The organism is uncultured Helicobacter sp., assembly GCF_937906905.1.
Taxonomy (GTDB): Bacteria; Campylobacterota; Campylobacteria; order Campylobacterales; family Helicobacteraceae; genus Helicobacter_B.
On record NZ_CALERY010000002.1, the window covers coordinates 167,410 to 182,118 of the forward strand.

The 14,709-nt window shown below is 47.1% G+C and carries 12 protein-coding genes; 6 read left to right on the forward strand and 6 right to left on the reverse strand.

The window, feature by feature from the left end; translation table 11 throughout:
- The first annotated feature begins 146 nt into the window (after positions 1-146).
- The 3 genes from Q0171_RS00870 to Q0171_RS00880 are packed head-to-tail and all read left to right on the forward strand — an operon-like array spanning position 147 to position 3,918.
- Positions 147-1,340, forward strand: coding sequence for an aminotransferase class V-fold PLP-dependent enzyme (locus Q0171_RS00870; RefSeq protein WP_299325708.1), 1,194 nt, complete (start codon positions 147-149; stop codon positions 1,338-1,340).
- A 4-nt stretch (positions 1,341-1,344) separates the two neighbouring features.
- Positions 1,345-2,763 carry a 30S ribosomal protein S12 methylthiotransferase RimO gene (gene rimO, locus Q0171_RS00875; protein WP_299325710.1) on the forward strand — a complete coding sequence of 473 codons (1,419 nt, stop codon included), beginning with the start codon at positions 1,345-1,347 and terminating at the stop codon, positions 2,761-2,763.
- Positions 2,764-2,790: 27 nt separating this feature from the next.
- Positions 2,791-3,918: a Gfo/Idh/MocA family oxidoreductase gene (locus Q0171_RS00880; protein WP_299325712.1), complete on the forward strand. Its 1,128-nt coding sequence runs from the start codon at positions 2,791-2,793 to the stop codon at positions 3,916-3,918.
- On the opposite strand, the gene msrA is transcribed toward Q0171_RS00880, so the two are convergent.
- Positions 3,915-4,442, reverse strand: a complete 528-nt coding sequence (gene msrA, locus Q0171_RS00885; protein WP_299325714.1) for a peptide-methionine (S)-S-oxide reductase MsrA — start codon at positions 4,440-4,442, stop codon at positions 3,915-3,917. The two genes, Q0171_RS00880 and msrA, sit on opposite strands and share 4 nt — an antisense overlap.
- An 18-nt stretch (positions 4,443-4,460) precedes the next feature.
- On the reverse strand, positions 4,461-5,045 hold the full coding sequence (locus Q0171_RS00890; RefSeq protein ID WP_150336926.1) for a LemA family protein: 585 nt from the start codon (positions 5,043-5,045) through the stop codon (positions 4,461-4,463).
- A gap of 136 nt (positions 5,046-5,181) precedes the next feature.
- Here Q0171_RS00890 and rpoD point away from each other — a divergent pair, with 136 nt between their 5' ends.
- From rpoD to Q0171_RS00905, 3 genes are read left to right on the forward strand one after another with little or no spacing between them, the layout of a single operon-like run.
- Positions 5,182-7,059 carry an RNA polymerase sigma factor RpoD gene (gene rpoD, locus Q0171_RS00895; RefSeq protein ID WP_299325719.1) on the forward strand — a complete coding sequence of 626 codons (1,878 nt, stop codon included), beginning with the start codon at positions 5,182-5,184 and terminating at the stop codon, positions 7,057-7,059.
- Positions 7,060-7,236 carry a hypothetical protein gene (locus tag Q0171_RS00900; protein WP_299325721.1) on the forward strand — a complete coding sequence of 59 codons (177 nt, stop codon included), beginning with the start codon at positions 7,060-7,062 and terminating at the stop codon, positions 7,234-7,236. It begins immediately after the preceding gene.
- A 31-nt stretch (positions 7,237-7,267) separates the two neighbouring features.
- Positions 7,268-8,683, forward strand: coding sequence for a hypothetical protein (locus Q0171_RS00905; RefSeq protein WP_299325723.1), 1,416 nt, complete (start codon positions 7,268-7,270; stop codon positions 8,681-8,683).
- A 220-nt stretch (positions 8,684-8,903) separates the two neighbouring features.
- Here the strand turns inward: Q0171_RS00905 and Q0171_RS00910 are convergent, their stop codons facing one another.
- The 4 genes from Q0171_RS00910 to Q0171_RS00925 are packed head-to-tail and all read right to left on the reverse strand — an operon-like array spanning position 8,904 to position 14,616.
- Entirely contained in the window at positions 8,904-9,191 is a 288-nt protein-coding gene (locus Q0171_RS00910; RefSeq protein WP_299325725.1) for a DUF3240 family protein, read from the reverse strand.
- 12 nt (positions 9,192-9,203) lie between these two features.
- Positions 9,204-12,263, reverse strand: a complete 3,060-nt coding sequence (locus Q0171_RS00915; RefSeq protein WP_299325727.1) for an efflux RND transporter permease subunit — start codon at positions 12,261-12,263, stop codon at positions 9,204-9,206.
- Positions 12,263-13,342 carry a sodium:proton antiporter gene (locus Q0171_RS00920; RefSeq protein ID WP_299325728.1) on the reverse strand — a complete coding sequence of 360 codons (1,080 nt, stop codon included), beginning with the start codon at positions 13,340-13,342 and terminating at the stop codon, positions 12,263-12,265. Before Q0171_RS00920 ends, Q0171_RS00915 begins: the two co-directional genes overlap by 1 nt.
- Complete coding sequence (locus Q0171_RS00925) at positions 13,339-14,616, reverse strand: TolC family protein (RefSeq protein ID WP_299325731.1); 1,278 nt, start codon at positions 14,614-14,616, stop codon at positions 13,339-13,341. Before Q0171_RS00925 ends, Q0171_RS00920 begins: the two co-directional genes overlap by 4 nt.
- Positions 14,617-14,709 lie beyond the last annotated feature (93 nt).

Genomic DNA, 14,709 nt, shown 5'->3' on the forward strand with positions numbered 1-14,709 from the left:
TCCTTGGGATTAGGGGTGTCTATGTGGTGTTGGCTAAGCGGCATTATATCGCTATGCCCTTAAATAAATGTTATAATGCCAGCTTCATCAAAGTCAAACTAGACTCACAAACTAATCCAGTGCCAAACGCTTACTAAGGATTCTCCATGCTACTTTTCACACCTGGACCCACACCAACCCCAGAATCTATCCGTCAATCCATGGCTACCCCCACACTCCACCACAGAACACCAGAGTTTGAGAGTATTTTTGCCCAAGCTCGGCTAGGGCTAAAGGTCATGCTTGGTATGCCAGAGGTGCTTATGCTTGCTAGCTCTGGGACAGGTGCTATGGAAGCCGCACTTACGCAGTTATGTAAATCCAAGCTCCTTAGCATAAGTTGTGGGAAATTTGGTCAGCGCTGGGGCAAAATCGCGCAGGCTCATGCTATCCCCCACACAGAAATCGCGCGTGAGTGGGATACACCTGTGAGCGCGCAAGAGATTCTAGAAGCACTGCGCGCTGATGAAAGTATCGATACAATCGCGCTACAAGTGTGTGAATCTGCCGGGGGGCTGCGACTAGATGTAGAATCTATCGCGCGTGAAGCAAAAACACTCAACCCCGATATCATCATCATCGCCGATGCAATCACAGCCATGGGAGTAGAGCCAATTGACACGACACACATCGATGTGCTCATTGGCGGGAGTCAAAAAGCCTGCATGCTTCCACCTGGCATGAGTATCGTAGGGCTTTCACAAATGGCACTAGGGCGCATAGAGCGATCAGCCCCATGGAGAGTTGGACTATATTTTAGCTTCGCCCAGGAGCTTAAAAATCAGCGCAAGAATACCACCGCATGGACTGCTCCCACGACACTTATCATAGGGCTTGTGCGGTATTTTGAAATTATCCAAGCGCTTGCAGATTCTCCACTAGAATCCGCTCTACTTACTCCAAGTGCGCCACTAGATGAAAAGCGCTTAGAGCATGGGTTTCAAGCCGCCTATGCCCATACTAGAGCCCTGGCACTTGCCACGCGAGAAGCCCTAGCCGCGCTTAGTCTCTCTCTCTATCCCAAATCCCCAGCACTTGCCATGAGTGCCATAGCGCATGCAGAATCTGCAAGTATCCGCAAGGCGATGAAAGGCTTTGGCGTGAATGTCGCAGCCGGGCAAGATCATATCAAGGATAGTATTTTCCGCATTAACCACATGGGGCTTATCCAAGCCTATGAGGCAAGCTTTGTTATCAATGCGCTTGAGCTAAGTTTAGCCAAGCTGAATTTGCGCAGTTTTGATGGCAGGGGCGGGGCAGTGTTTTTGCGTGCGTTTTATGGGATAGAAAAAGGAGCATAAATTCATGCGTCCCAAACTCCATTTAATCTCGCTAGGCTGCACGAAAAATCTCGTTGATAGTGAGGTTATGCTCGGGCGATTGCGGCTATGCGAGCTGGTGGATTCTATCACGCAAGCTGATGTTATTATTATCAACACCTGTGGCTTTATCCAAGCTGCCAAACAAGAGAGTATCCAAACTATCCTAGAAGCTGCTAACGCGCGAAAATCTGGCGCACTGCTGGTGGTGAGTGGCTGCCTTAGCGAGCGCTATGCAAGCGAGCTTGAGCAAGAAATCCCAGAGATTGATCTCATTATTGGTGTGCGCGATTATGGGAGAATCGATGCGCTTTTAGAGCAAAAGGGCTTTTCTCTGCCTAGATTCTCTATCGCGCCCACAAGTGCCAACACTTCAAATGCGCTCCAAAATCCAGCCCAGAATCTAGCCAAAAATCCTGCCAAAATTCTCTCCAGCCATGATAAGGTATTTCTAGCCAGCGAGCGCGATGAGCGCGTGATTTCTGGCTCCAGAATCCATGCCTATATCAAGCTTGCTGAAGGCTGCAATCAGCGCTGCTCATTTTGCGCGATACCAAGTTTCAAAGGCAAGCTCCAATCCCGCAGTATAGATTCTATCCTCCAAGAAGTAGAAAATCTCGCCGCCCAGGGGTTTGTGGATTTTAGCTTTATCGCGCAGGATTCTAGCTCCTACCTACAAGACATGGGGCAAACCAATGGGCTTATACAACTAATCCACGCGCTAAATCGCCAAAACATCGCCAAAAATGCCAGAATCCACTATCTCTACCCCACTAGCACTAGCCCTACGCTCATCGAGGCAATCATCACCTCCCCTATCGTGCAAAACTATTTTGACATGCCTATCCAGCACATCGCTGATCCCATGCTAAAGCGCATGCGCCGCAATCACACCAAAGCCCAAGTCCTAGAGCAGCTCTCTCTTATGCGCCAAGCGCCAAATGCGTTTATCCGCTCGACTTTCATCGTGGGACACCCAGGCGAGAGCGAGGCAGAGTTTGCAGAGCTTGAAGCATTTTTAGCTGGGGGGATATTTGATCGGGTGAATTTGTTTGCATTCTCCAGCGAGGAGGGCACGCTCGCGCATACTATGAGCGAGAAAGTCCCGGTCAAAATCACAAACAAACGCCTAAACACTTTACGCGCTTTGCTCAAATCCCAAGACACTTTCACTAAGCTAAAAGGCAGCATGCTAGAAGCATTTATCGAGTCAAAAAGTTCAGTAAGCGAGCATTTTTATAGCGCTAGAGATAGGCGCTGGGGGCTGGAGATTGATGGGGAGATTCTCATCAATGAGAGCGAGATAGAATCCATCGATACAGGTCTCTACCAAGTGCAAATCACAGAAGTCAAAGACTCCATACTCATAGGAAAAGCACTCGCACAATTGCAGAGCTTTGCATAAAAGATTTGGAGGATTTTGGGATTGTCGATGAAATGCGTGCTTGTGGGGTATGGATATTGGGGGCGCAATGTGCTTCAAACGCTTCTGTGCCCAAAGGGAAACGCCCAATTTGAAAAGCCAGATTCTAGCCAACATACACCTAGCACACCAATCCTTGCCCCCTATACACAGACACCCCTAGCACCTGCGCACTTTGACATCATAGGATTTTATGATAGCAATCTTGCTCAAGCACAAGCTGCGCTAGAAGATTATGCACGCTTGCGCACACGCCAAGGGCAGCCAAAGAGCGCCACCCCCCCTAGAATCTATGCAGATTTTGATTCTGTATGCGCAGATAGCGAAGTGGAGGCAGTATTTCTTATCACCCCACCACACACGCATTTCTCCCTTGCATGCCAAGCCCTAGAATCTGGCAAACACTGCTTTGTCGAAAAGCCCCTAGCTACTTCTAGCGTGCAGTGTGCCAAGCTCCAGCAGTATGCGGCAGATTCTGCTGTGGTGCTGCATTGTGATCATATTTTTCTCTATGCGCCTGCGGTGCAATATCTACGCGCACATATCCATGAGCTTGGCGAGATTCTACACATCAGCGCTCGCCGTGCAAATCTAGGGAGATTTCAGCGTGATGTGAGCGTAGTTTGGGATTTGGCGCTGCATGATTTGGCGATTTTGGATTATGTGCTAGGCGATGCGTTTAGGGGAGCTAGATTCTTCAAAGCCCATGTGGTGGAGCACGCTGGATTTGACGCGATTGCAGATATTTACGGGGACTTAGGAGGGATAGAATCCAGCCCCAAGCACGATTCCCACTCTTTCGCAAATATTGCTATCCATGCTTCCTGGCTCTCCCCTATCAAGGTGCGCTCGCTATTTCTTAGCGGTTCAAAAGCGAGCGCACTCTATGATGAGATGAATCCAGCTGGCAAGCTCGCGATATTTCCGTATGAGTATGACTTGTGCGATAGAGCTATTGATGCAAATGGCATGAGCGCACCTACTATGCACAATCCAGTGTTAGATTCTCACATGAGTGCGCTAGAGGCTTCTATCGCAGATTTTGCGCTCCAGATTGGCGCAGGCAGAGCGCGCCAAGAGCTTAGCAGCCACACATTGCGTGTGGCTAGTGTGCTAGAGCAGATTAGCCAAGCCTAGAGATTTGTATCTGGCGTAGGGAGAGAGTGATAAATAAAATCCCGCAGGCTAGCTTCTATATCAATATGGCAGTAGCCGTGAGGGTGGGATTGCAGGTAGTTTTGGTGGTAGGACTCTGCTAGGTAGAAATTTTGCAAGGGTAGCACTTCTGTAACTGCTTTGCGCCCACTTCGCTGCTCCCAGAGTTTAATGCGCTCTTGTATCACCGCTTCATCGCTCTCTTGCAGATAATACACACCATTGCGGTATTGCGTGCCAATGTCGTTGGCTTGATAATTAAGCGCGGCTGGGTCAATGATAGCAAGCAGCCTATCGACAATCTCACTAAGCCCTAAACGCCCCTCATCATAGCAAAGCTCTAGTGCTTCTACCGCGCCACTGCGCCCAGAGCAGACGATCTCATAGCTAGGGTTTGCTATGCGTGAGTTTGCATAGCCCACGCTAGATTCTAGCACGCCAGCCACGCGTGAAAAATACCCCTGTATCCCCCAAAAGCACCCACCTGCTAGATAAATTTTGCGCATAGATTCTAGCCCTTCTATTTAGAACTGCACTTTTGGCACAGACTCTAGCCGCTGCGCTTCAAACTCTAGCGTCTTGCGATCATCTTTTAAGCGCGCAAACATTGCGGAGATAAGCACATTAGGGAAGCTTTGCTTGTAGGTGTTGAAGTTTGTTACGCTATCGTTGTAGGCTTGGCGAGAAAAGGCGATTTTGTTCTCCGTGGTGGAGAGCTCTTCGGTGAGAGAGAGCATATTTTGGCTAGCTTTTAGATCTGGGTAGGCTTCTAGTGTGATATTTAGCCCTTGGAGCGCGTGCATTAGGGTGGATTCTGCTTGCTCTAGCGTGCGTAGAGACTCTTGGCTAGAATCCACTTTTTGCAAGGCGGCTTTAGCGGCATTTCTCGCTTCCACGACTTTAAGTAGCGTTTGCTCCTCGTGGGAGAGATAGCGTTTTGCCACTTCGATAAGATTAGGGATAAGATCATAGCGTCTCTTTAGCTGCACTTCTATTTGTGCGAAAGCATTTTCCACGCGATTGCACAGCAAAATCAAGTGATTATAAATGCTTATGCCATACACCAGCAAAGCCAGCGCAACAAGCCCAATAGCCACACCCCACACCATAAACCCTCCTTAAATTTTATATTTACAAAAGATAAAACATTATACAATCCGCGCTTTAAAAATCCTTATTGTCAGCCGATATTTGCTAGTCATAGTCTCTTAAATCCTAACCCAAATCCACCCCTAAAGGCACACAATGTCTGCAAAATCCGCAAAAACAACCAATCAGCAACTCGAAGAGCTTTTTACCACCTCTGAGCAAAAGATGATTGCCCACGAAGCGCTCGCCCAAGTGCTCAAAAAGCCCCCCACAGCTGCGCAAGCTAAAAAAATCCTAGAGCTTGCCAAAAAGCATAAATGCGAGCTTGTGAGCTCATCAGAGCTTGCCAAAACACTCAACACCCAAGACAAAATCAAGCTAGAAGAAGAGCGTAAAAAGCTCCTAGATGAAGAGCTTGAAGAAGAATTTGACTTTATGAAAGAGCGTGAGCTGCTTGAGTGGAGCAGGAGTGATAGCCCTGTGCGTATGTATCTGCGCGAAATGGGGCAGATTGATTTGCTCACTAAAGAAGAGGAAGTCGAGCTAAGCAAGCAGATAGAATTTGGCGAAAATATTATCCTTGATGCCATTTGCTCTGTGCCTTATCTTATCGATTTTATCTATGACTACAAAGACGCGCTTATCAACCGCGAGCGCCGCGTCAAAGAGCTGTTTAAGAGCTTTGATGATGATGGTGATAGCGAGGGAGAGAGCTTTGATGGAGAAGATGAGATTGAGGAGAGTGAGGAGGAGGGCGAAGAGGGCAAGCGCCCCGTGTCCAAAAAAGACCAGCGTCGAATCGACAAGGTGCTAGAGAGCTTCAAAGCCCTTGAAAAAGCCAAAAAGGACTGGCTCAAGGTGCTAGACTCGCATGCGGATATGAAGTTTGATAATGAAGTCGATGAGCTTGTGTTTATCCTAACACTTGCGCATAAAAAGGAGCTGCTAAAATCTAGGCTGCTTGATCTAGGACCTACAAGCAAGCTTATCAACGAAATCGTCAAAGCCATGGAAAATAGCCTAAAAAACGGCGATGGATTTGAACGCGAGCTAGCCCGCCTAGAATACAAGCTCCCGCTCTTTAATGACACCCTAGTCCAAAACCACCAGAAAATCCTTAGCAATATCACCAATATGAGCCGCGATGAGATCGCCCAAGCCGTGCCAGAGACAACAATGGTAAGTGTCTATATGGAGCTAAAAAAGCTCTTCCAAACCAAAGAAGCAAGCGAAAGTGGCTTCAATATCGACCCAGAAAAGCTTAAAGAAATTTTAGAGCAAATCAAGCGCGGGAAATCTATCTCTGATAAAGCCAAGACCAAAATGGCAAAATCCAACCTCCGCTTAGTGGTAAGTATCGCCAAACGATACACCAACCGCGGGCTGCCATTTTTAGACCTTATCCAAGAGGGCAATATTGGGCTTATGAAAGCGGTGGATAAGTTTGAATACCAAAAGGGCTTTAAATTCTCCACCTATGCGACTTGGTGGATCCGTCAGGCAATTTCTCGCGCCATTGCCGATCAAGCCCGCACCATTAGAATCCCAATCCACATGATAGAGACAATCAATAGGATCCACAAAATTATCCGCAAGCACCTGCAAGAGACAGGCAAAGAGCCAGATGTCGAAGTCATCGCTGAAGAAGTGGGGCTAAGTGTAGATAAAGTCAAAAATGTCATCAAAATCACCAAAGAGCCAGTGAGCCTAGAAGCCCCTATCGGCAGCGATGATGATGGGAAGTTTGGGGATTTTGTGGAGGACAAAACCACGCCAAGTGCTATGGATCATATTTTGAAAGAAGACCTACGCGCCCAAATCGATGAAGTGCTCTCCCAGCTCAATGACAGAGAGCAATCTGTCATTAAAATGCGCTTTGGGCTGCTAGAAGATGAGAGCGACCGCACGCTAGAAGAGATTGGCAAAGAGCTTAATGTAACGCGCGAGCGCGTGCGCCAGATAGAATCCAGCGCGATTAAAAAGCTTAAACACCCAAAAGTGGGCAGAAAACTCAAAAACTACATAGAGGAATAAATGCGTTCTATAAAATCTACTATAAAGCGCGCATTACTCGCGCTTGGATTCTCGCAAAAGACTATCACACATCTAGGCTTTTCTTACGCGCGTGGGAAGAGAAATGTGCGCATTGGGGTTTTTGTGGTGCAAAGGGCGTGTAGGCAGATTCTCATAGGGGGGGGGGCAACCAACTAAGGATTCAGCTTGTAGCGATAAAGCAGGGGGCTTGCCTTTTGCTTGTGCGATAGACACTCAAGTCTTATCTCCGCGCAAAAGCCTGCGCAACCCTGCTTTACTAAAGAAACTGCGGCTACGCCTTGTTTTCTCATCTACAATCTTAGAATCCCGAATTGAGATTAGAAAGCAGATCGATCCAACCGCGAGCGACTCTGCACCAGAAAACAAGCAAAGCCCTGATTCTATCTCTACAATCCTAGAATCTAAAAAGCAAGATTCTAGCAAATCCCCATCACAAGCCAACTCCCTGTCATCGCGAGACTTCCGCAAGGAAGTCGTGGCGATCCACAGCACAAGCCTAGATTCTAGTGCAAACGCAGTGGATTCTATGGATTGCCACGCTTTGCAAAGCAAAGCTCGCAATGACAGAAAACCCCAGAATCTAAACGACTCGGCACAGGATTCTAGGATTTTTGACAAAAACGCTCACAATGTGTTTTGTAGTCAAGTAGATAGGCGGCAGGATTTTTGTGATAAAAATGGGGCTTTGCAAGGCGAGTCAAAGGCGCGCACTTGGGCGTGCGTAACTGCAGATTCGCCGCAGCAATCGCCATTTTTAGCCAAAAAGCCAACGCCAGAACCAAGCAAAGCCCAATCCTCCAGCCAAAACCAACCGCTCCAAACCCCGCCTGTGCTAGTATCTCTCACCTCCTTCCCCGCCCGCCTCCCCTATCTCCACCACACGCTCTACTCTATCCTAACCCAAGACTACAAAGACTTCCACATAGCCCTGTTTCTTAGCTCTAGCGAGATAGCTCCAAGCAAGCTCCCGCTTATCTTAAAGATTTTTGCAAGACTCGGGCTGCTTAGTATCCACTTCGTAGAAGAAAATCTGCGCGCGTATAAAAAGCTCTTTTACGCCCTGCAAGCCTACCCAGAGCATATCATCATCACCATCGATGACGACCAAATCTACGCCCCAAATACCATAAGCCTCCTACTAGAATCCTACGCGCGATTCCCGCGCGCGATCCACACAAATTGGACTTATGACGCAGCGTTTCTAGCCGAGATTCTAGACATAGACCCCGCCCAATACCTCCCAATCATTAAAGAAAACGCCCCTCATTTGGCTCTAGCAAGCGTGGGCGTATCAGGCGTGCTTTACCCGCCAAGTCCCTTTAGCCAAGAGTTTTTCAACACGCACGCCATTGTATCGCTCGCGCCTTATAGCGATGATTTGTGGTTTTTTGTGATGAGTGTGCTAAATGATGTGCCAAAGGTGCTTGTGAAAAACGCGCTAGAGCACCCTAAAGAATCTAGCATAGCCCAAGATGAGAGCCCCAATCTCTGGGAGATAAACTGCGAGCAAAATCGCAACTACGATCAGCTCCGCGCCCTGCTAGAAGCCTACCCACAAGCTAGAGCAAAGATCTTAGAGTCGCTAGGGCTGCGGAGGGGCTAGTAACGAAGCTGGTGCGAGATTGTATTATGCAGGGGAGAGCCTATTTAGGAGTAAAGATAGCGCGCAAGATTCTGCTTGGCTTGGGGTGTTTTATTTCCCCAATGGCGCAAAAAGTCCAATATTTGGCTATATCCACGAATCGCAAGCGTTTTTTGCCTTTGGCATTGATTAGGCGCAAATTTAGAGCTAGATTCTAGGCAGTAGAATCTAGCTCTGCGGGCTAGCAGTCAATGATATTTTGTAGCATATAGCAAGTAATATCATCTTTGCCGTATTTGGTATAAAAATACTCCACAAGCTCCACTGCTCTATCGTAGTCGATATATAAGTCAAACCGCCCATACTGCTTGCGTCCGCTTACCTGCTCCCTTTGACTAATGAGCAAATCGCGCAAGGCGTATTTATCACAAGGGCTGTAATAAAAGTCATTAAGCCTGCGCTCTAGCAGGGCATCGACAATGTGGTCTTTGAGCTTACTATCGGCATAAATTTGTAGCCAGCTACACATAGCTTCCCCTTTCTACACGATCCGTATGCGTTTAGCGATGATCCTAAACATCGCAGGCAGTAGCAGCAATGTCAAGGAGCTAGAAGTTACAAGTCCGCCTAGCACGACTATGGCAAGAGGCTTTTGCACCTCGCTTCCCACACCGCTTGAGAGCAGCATAGGCACAAGCCCAAATGCCGCGATAAATGCGGTCATAAGGATTGGACGCAATCGTCTCTTCGCCCCCATTTCTACAGCTTCATCGACACTTTTGCCCTGCTTGATGAGCTCTTTAAAATACCCTATCATCACCACGCCATTAAGCACGGCGATACCAAAGAGCGTGATAAAGCCAATGCTTGCAGGCACAGAGATATACTCCCCAGATAAAAAGAGCGAGATAAGCCCACCTGTAACGGCAAAGGGGATATTTAGCAAAATCAGCAATGCCAAAGGCACACTTTTAAAAGTGAAATACAAAATAAAAAATATCACCACAATGCTAATTGGGATCACCACCGCAAAGCGCGCGTTGGCTCGCTGCTGGTTCTCAAACTGCCCGCCAAAAGTGATGTAGTAGTTTGGCGGGAGTTTTACTTGCGCGGCAATTTTCTCTTTTGCCTCATCGACAAATCCGCCTAAATCGCGGTTTTCTACATTGCTGCGCACGACACTCATTCTGCGATTATTCTCGCGCACGATTGTTACAGGTCCATCGACTTCTTTAATTTCAGCAATCGAATTGATAGGCACGACATAGCCACGCGAGGAGGACATCTCTAAGGCTTCAAGCTTGGTGATATCTGTGGAGATTTCTGGATCCTGGCGGATAATCACCGGCACGCGCGCCACGCCCATAGGGATATAGGAGACAACAATGCCTTCTAGTGAAGACTTCATAAATTTGGCAAACTCATCGACACTTACGCCCACATTACTCATCACATGCTTTTCTGGCGTGATATAGAGATAATTCACGCCCTCATTTAGCGTGGTAAAGACTTCGCTACTGCCGCGCACGCCTTTGAGAATCTCTCTAATTTGCTTACTAAGCTCATTAAGCGTAGGGATATCATCGCCAAAGATTTTGATCGCCAAGTCCCCACGCACACCCGTAAGCATTTCGGAGATTCTCATATCAATAGGCTGGGTAAAAATAAAGCTAATGCCTACAAATTTCTCCAGCACTTTGCTGATTTTATCAAGCACTTCTTGCTTGGTTTTGACCTGCCACTCTTTTTTAGGGACAAAGGAGATAAACATATCACTTTGATTAAGCCCATCAAGGCTTAAACCTAGCTCATCTGTCCCTGCACGCGCAACGATACTTTTGACCTCTGGGACGGATTCCTTGATTGCTTTTTGGATACGCAAAAGCAAATCGCGCGACTGCACAAGCGAAGTAGAGGGCGTCATCTCCACCATAAGCACCGCATCGCCTTCATCAAGGGTTGGCATAAAGGACTTGCCCACAAAGGGGAATAGCGAGAGTGAAAGGAGCAAAAACACAAATGCACCGCTTATGACTAGCTTGCTGTGGTTTAGGCAGAAATGCAGCGTGGGCGTGTAGATTTTATAAAAAAAGCGCGTGATAAGCGTCTCTTTATGCTCTTTGGTCTTTAGCACAAGAGAGGCGACAACCGGGATCACGGTGATAGATAGCACCAAAGAACCTAAAAGGGCAAAGACTATGCTTTTAGCCAAAGGAGCAAACATCTTGCCCTCTAGTCCCTCAAGGGTAAGGATTGGCACAAAAAATACGATGATGATGATAATCCCACTCACCACAGAGACAGAGATTTCTTTACATGCGCGATAGAGAGCGTGCAGCTTTGTTGTGGTGGTATTGGAGCTTAGCTTTTCAAAGGCGTTTTCCACCATCACCACAGCAGAATCCACCAAAATCCCAATCGCAATCGCCAGCCCCCCTAAGCTCATAAGATTGGCACTCATACCATTTAAGCTCATACAAATAAACGCCACTGAAAGCGCACAGGGCAGGATCACGCTCACAGCAATCGCCGCACGCAAATCCCCTAGAAACAAAAAGAGCAGCACCACAATTAGCACAATAGCTTCAATCAGCACTTTTGTAACATTATCAACAGCCTTTTGCGTAAGCTCAGATCGATCATAGAAGACATTGAGACTCACACCCTCTGGGAGCAGGGGCTTTAGCTCGTCAAATTTTTCATAGATTTTTTCTATGGTTTCTTTAGAATTCGCTCCTTTAAGCGAGAAAACAATCGCTTGTGTCGTCTCACCTATGCCATCTTTGGTCGTGAAGCCAAGTCGCGTCATGTAGCTTGTCTGCACCTGCGCGAAATCCCCGATTTTCACGAAGCCGACTTTTGTCTGTATTGCCAGCTGGGCGATTTGCTCTGGGTTTAGGGCAGCATTTTGGATTTTGACTAAGAAATTTTCGCCATCTCTATCCACACGCCCTGCGCCATCGTTTTTAAGGCTTGCTTCAAGAGCGGATTCTAGCTGGGTTATGGTTACTCCAAGGCGCGCCATATCGTTAAAATCCGGGATCACCACAAAGGCTTTGGCAAAGCCTCCAAGCGAGCTTACATCTGCCACGCCTTTGATCTTTCTAATCTCTGGGCGGATAATAAAGTCTAAAAGCTGGCGTTTTTCAAGATTTGAAATATTGCCTTCAATAGTGAACATAAACATATCTGAAAGCGGGGTAACAATAGGCTGCAAGCGGACATCAACGCCACTTGGCAAATCTGCTAGGACATTTGCTAGGCGCTCGTTTGTCATCTGGCGTGCGAGATAAATATCTACATTATCTTCAAAATCTAGCACAATATCAGCTATGGCGTATTTTGAAGTAGAGCGCAGGAGCTTTTGCCCAGGCAAGCCTTGAAGCTCAAGCTCTAAGGGACGCACGACTCGGTTTTCTACCTCTTCTGGCGCCATTCCGGGGGCTTTGACCGCCACGCGCACTTGGGTTGATGAGACATCAGGGAAAGCATCAATAGCAATGCTTAAAAAGCTATACCCCCCAAACAGCAGCAATGCACACGCACAAATCATAATGATAATGCGCTGCATTAGGGAATATTCGATGATTTTTGCTAGCATTACTGCGCTCCGCCATTATTGCCGAGGTTATTGATAAGTCCTTTAAGTGCGACAAGCGTGCCGGCTGCGATTTGCTCATTGCCTTTGAAAGCTTTGGCATCGATGACAAAGGATTTGCTGCGTTTTTCTATGATTTGCACGAGTTTTGGCTGGTAGCCATTGGCGGTTTTTATGAAGATGAGATTATCTTTGCTATTTTTTATTACCGCATCAGAAGGGACAATAAATGTGCCTTTAGGCTGCTTGCCCTGGATATACACATCAGCAATCTCGCCCACACGGAAAACCCCCTCTCGCAAATCCGCTATCGCCATGATAGAGTTATTATTTTTATCCACGACCACAGAGACGGTGGTGATATCGCCCACATATTGCCCATTATCACTATAGACTTTTGAACCAGGCACGACATAATCAGAGATAGCTAAAGGGATTTTAATGCGCGCTAGGAGGTTATTGTTTTTAGAGATTCTCACATAAGGAGTAAAGGCTGGGATTTTCTCGCCGGTATTTTTAGGCGCGACAGATAGGATTCCACTAGCACTTGCCACCACGCGGAAGCCAAAGCTCCCCCTAGGCTTATCTGGGTCAATCCCAAAGAGTTTGAATGTGTTTTTAAGCTGGGAGAGCTTGAGATAGAGCTCACGGCTTGCTAGGTAGCTTTGCTGGTATTCTCGCTGGGAGATGACACCTGCTTGGAATAAATCTTTGTCCTTTTTGGCGATTTCTTCTGCTACGCGGTATTTGTTTTGGGTATTTTCTAGCTCGAAAAAGAGATTATTGAGCTCATTGGAGCTGATCTCGCAAATCTCGTTGCCTGCTTTTATCTGCTCACCCTCGCGCTTATAGATTGCCACGACGACGACATCAAAGGTGGAGCTTTGTGTCGTGGAGTCTTTGTTGTCAAAGTCGATAAACGCATTAAACGGCACGCCACGCGTGATACTTGGATTCTGGATAGGGATATCGCGTATGCCTAGCCCCTGGGCTTGGATAGGCGTTACACGCACCTCATCATAGCCATAGAGCCCGCCAACTGCCAAAAACAACCAAGCCACACATGCTTTATATACTTTCATTGTGCTTCTCCCATCATTGTGCCTAGACTTTCTTCCAACATGGACTGGATACTCACATACTCAAGCTTGGCATCAGCAAGCGTTATTAAACTATCCATGTAGGAGTTTTGATACGCGAGATATTCAAATAGACTGATTTTTTGCGATTCATAGGCGATTTTTCCCATTTCTACCAAGTCCTTTTTGTTTTGGATATTTTCTTGCTGAAGCTCAATAAAGCTCTTTTTGCTCTCGAGCTGATCTAAATAAGAATCTATACTTACAAGCAGATTGTTTTTGGTGATCTCCCCTTCGCGGACACTTCCACTATGCAAAGCAAGCCATTTGCGCTTTAGGTGCGTATTTTTAGGTGTTATGGGCAAAGGAAGCGAGAATCGAAGCTGTGCGCCATCACTGGATTCTGCATGCGCAATCCCCCCGCCCAGCTCAAATGCTTCAAATCGATCGCGATTGGCTAGTCTTGCGGAGTTTTGATAGTTTTTGGCTTGGAGAGTGAGGATATCGATGTAGGGCGAGGATTCTAGCTTTTCATACGCAGCTTTTGACTCAAGCTGCATGTAGGAGAAAGATAGATTCTCGATAATGATGTCATGCAGGCTATCGAGAATCTCATCATCGATTTTGTCTTGATTGATCGTATGTGCCTCAACCAAGCCTAGGAGCTGGTGGAGTGTGCGCTGGAGCTCAAGTAGCTGGGTTTGAGTCTGCATTTTTAGGAGTTTGGCATCGAGATAGGAGTTATTGAAGCTGATATAGTCTTTTTTGGACATACTGCCAGCATTGAGCTTGGCTTCAGCGATTTTAAGCTGATTGTAGAAATTTCCCTCGCGCTGGGTGGCGATATTGTATTTTTCTTTTGTCAGCGTATAGGTGAGATAGAGACGCTTAGCAGCGATAAATGCCAGCTCCTTGTAAAGGCTATAAGTCTTTTGGTATTGCTCGCTTTGGAGGCGCAGGCTTTTGTGCAAGAGTGTCTGCACCCATGGGAGCTTGGGACGCACCATGAGAAGTGCGGTTACAGAAACTTCGTTTTTCCCCAAGGCATTTTTCACAAACCCTGTATCCACTTCCGCGTATGGTGATTCCCATGAGTTCATGGCACGCTGTGTCTCAAGCAAGCTCTCAAACTGCGCTTTATTCTGCACAAGATTTATGCTATTTCTCTCTACTGCTTCGAAAAATGCTTGCTTGCTTATGGAAGAAGCCTGTGCCAGCGCGCAAAAGCAGCAAAACACAGCAGCACCAAATATCCCCAAACGACCAGAATCTCTCACACACACTCCCCAGACCAAGATTAACACTACACAAAGCTACAAAAGTCATAAAAAGCCGCAAGCTTCGATTCTACTAAGATTTTTTAATCATTT

Excerpts from the sequence above, each read along its gene's own strand:
- Q0171_RS00890 (WP_150336926.1), bottom strand. The coding sequence starts at position 5,045 with ATGGTGTGGGGTGTGGCTATTGGGCTTGTTGCGCTGGCTTTGCTGGTG.
- Q0171_RS00880 (WP_299325712.1), top strand. The coding sequence starts at position 2,791 with ATGAAATGCGTGCTTGTGGGGTATGGATATTGGGGGCGCAATGTGCTT.
- Q0171_RS00920 (WP_299325728.1), bottom strand. The coding sequence starts at position 13,342 with ATGAAAGTATATAAAGCATGTGTGGCTTGGTTGTTTTTGGCAGTTGGC.
- msrA (WP_299325714.1), bottom strand. The coding sequence starts at position 4,442 with ATGCGCAAAATTTATCTAGCAGGTGGGTGCTTTTGGGGGATACAGGGG.
- Q0171_RS00915 (WP_299325727.1), bottom strand. The coding sequence starts at position 12,263 with ATGCTAGCAAAAATCATCGAATATTCCCTAATGCAGCGCATTATCATT.
- rimO (WP_299325710.1), top strand. The coding sequence starts at position 1,345 with ATGCGTCCCAAACTCCATTTAATCTCGCTAGGCTGCACGAAAAATCTC.
- Q0171_RS00900 (WP_299325721.1), top strand. The coding sequence starts at position 7,060 with ATGCGTTCTATAAAATCTACTATAAAGCGCGCATTACTCGCGCTTGGA.
- rpoD (WP_299325719.1), top strand. The coding sequence starts at position 5,182 with ATGTCTGCAAAATCCGCAAAAACAACCAATCAGCAACTCGAAGAGCTT.
- Q0171_RS00910 (WP_299325725.1), bottom strand. The coding sequence starts at position 9,191 with ATGTGTAGCTGGCTACAAATTTATGCCGATAGTAAGCTCAAAGACCAC.
- Q0171_RS00870 (WP_299325708.1), top strand. The coding sequence starts at position 147 with ATGCTACTTTTCACACCTGGACCCACACCAACCCCAGAATCTATCCGT.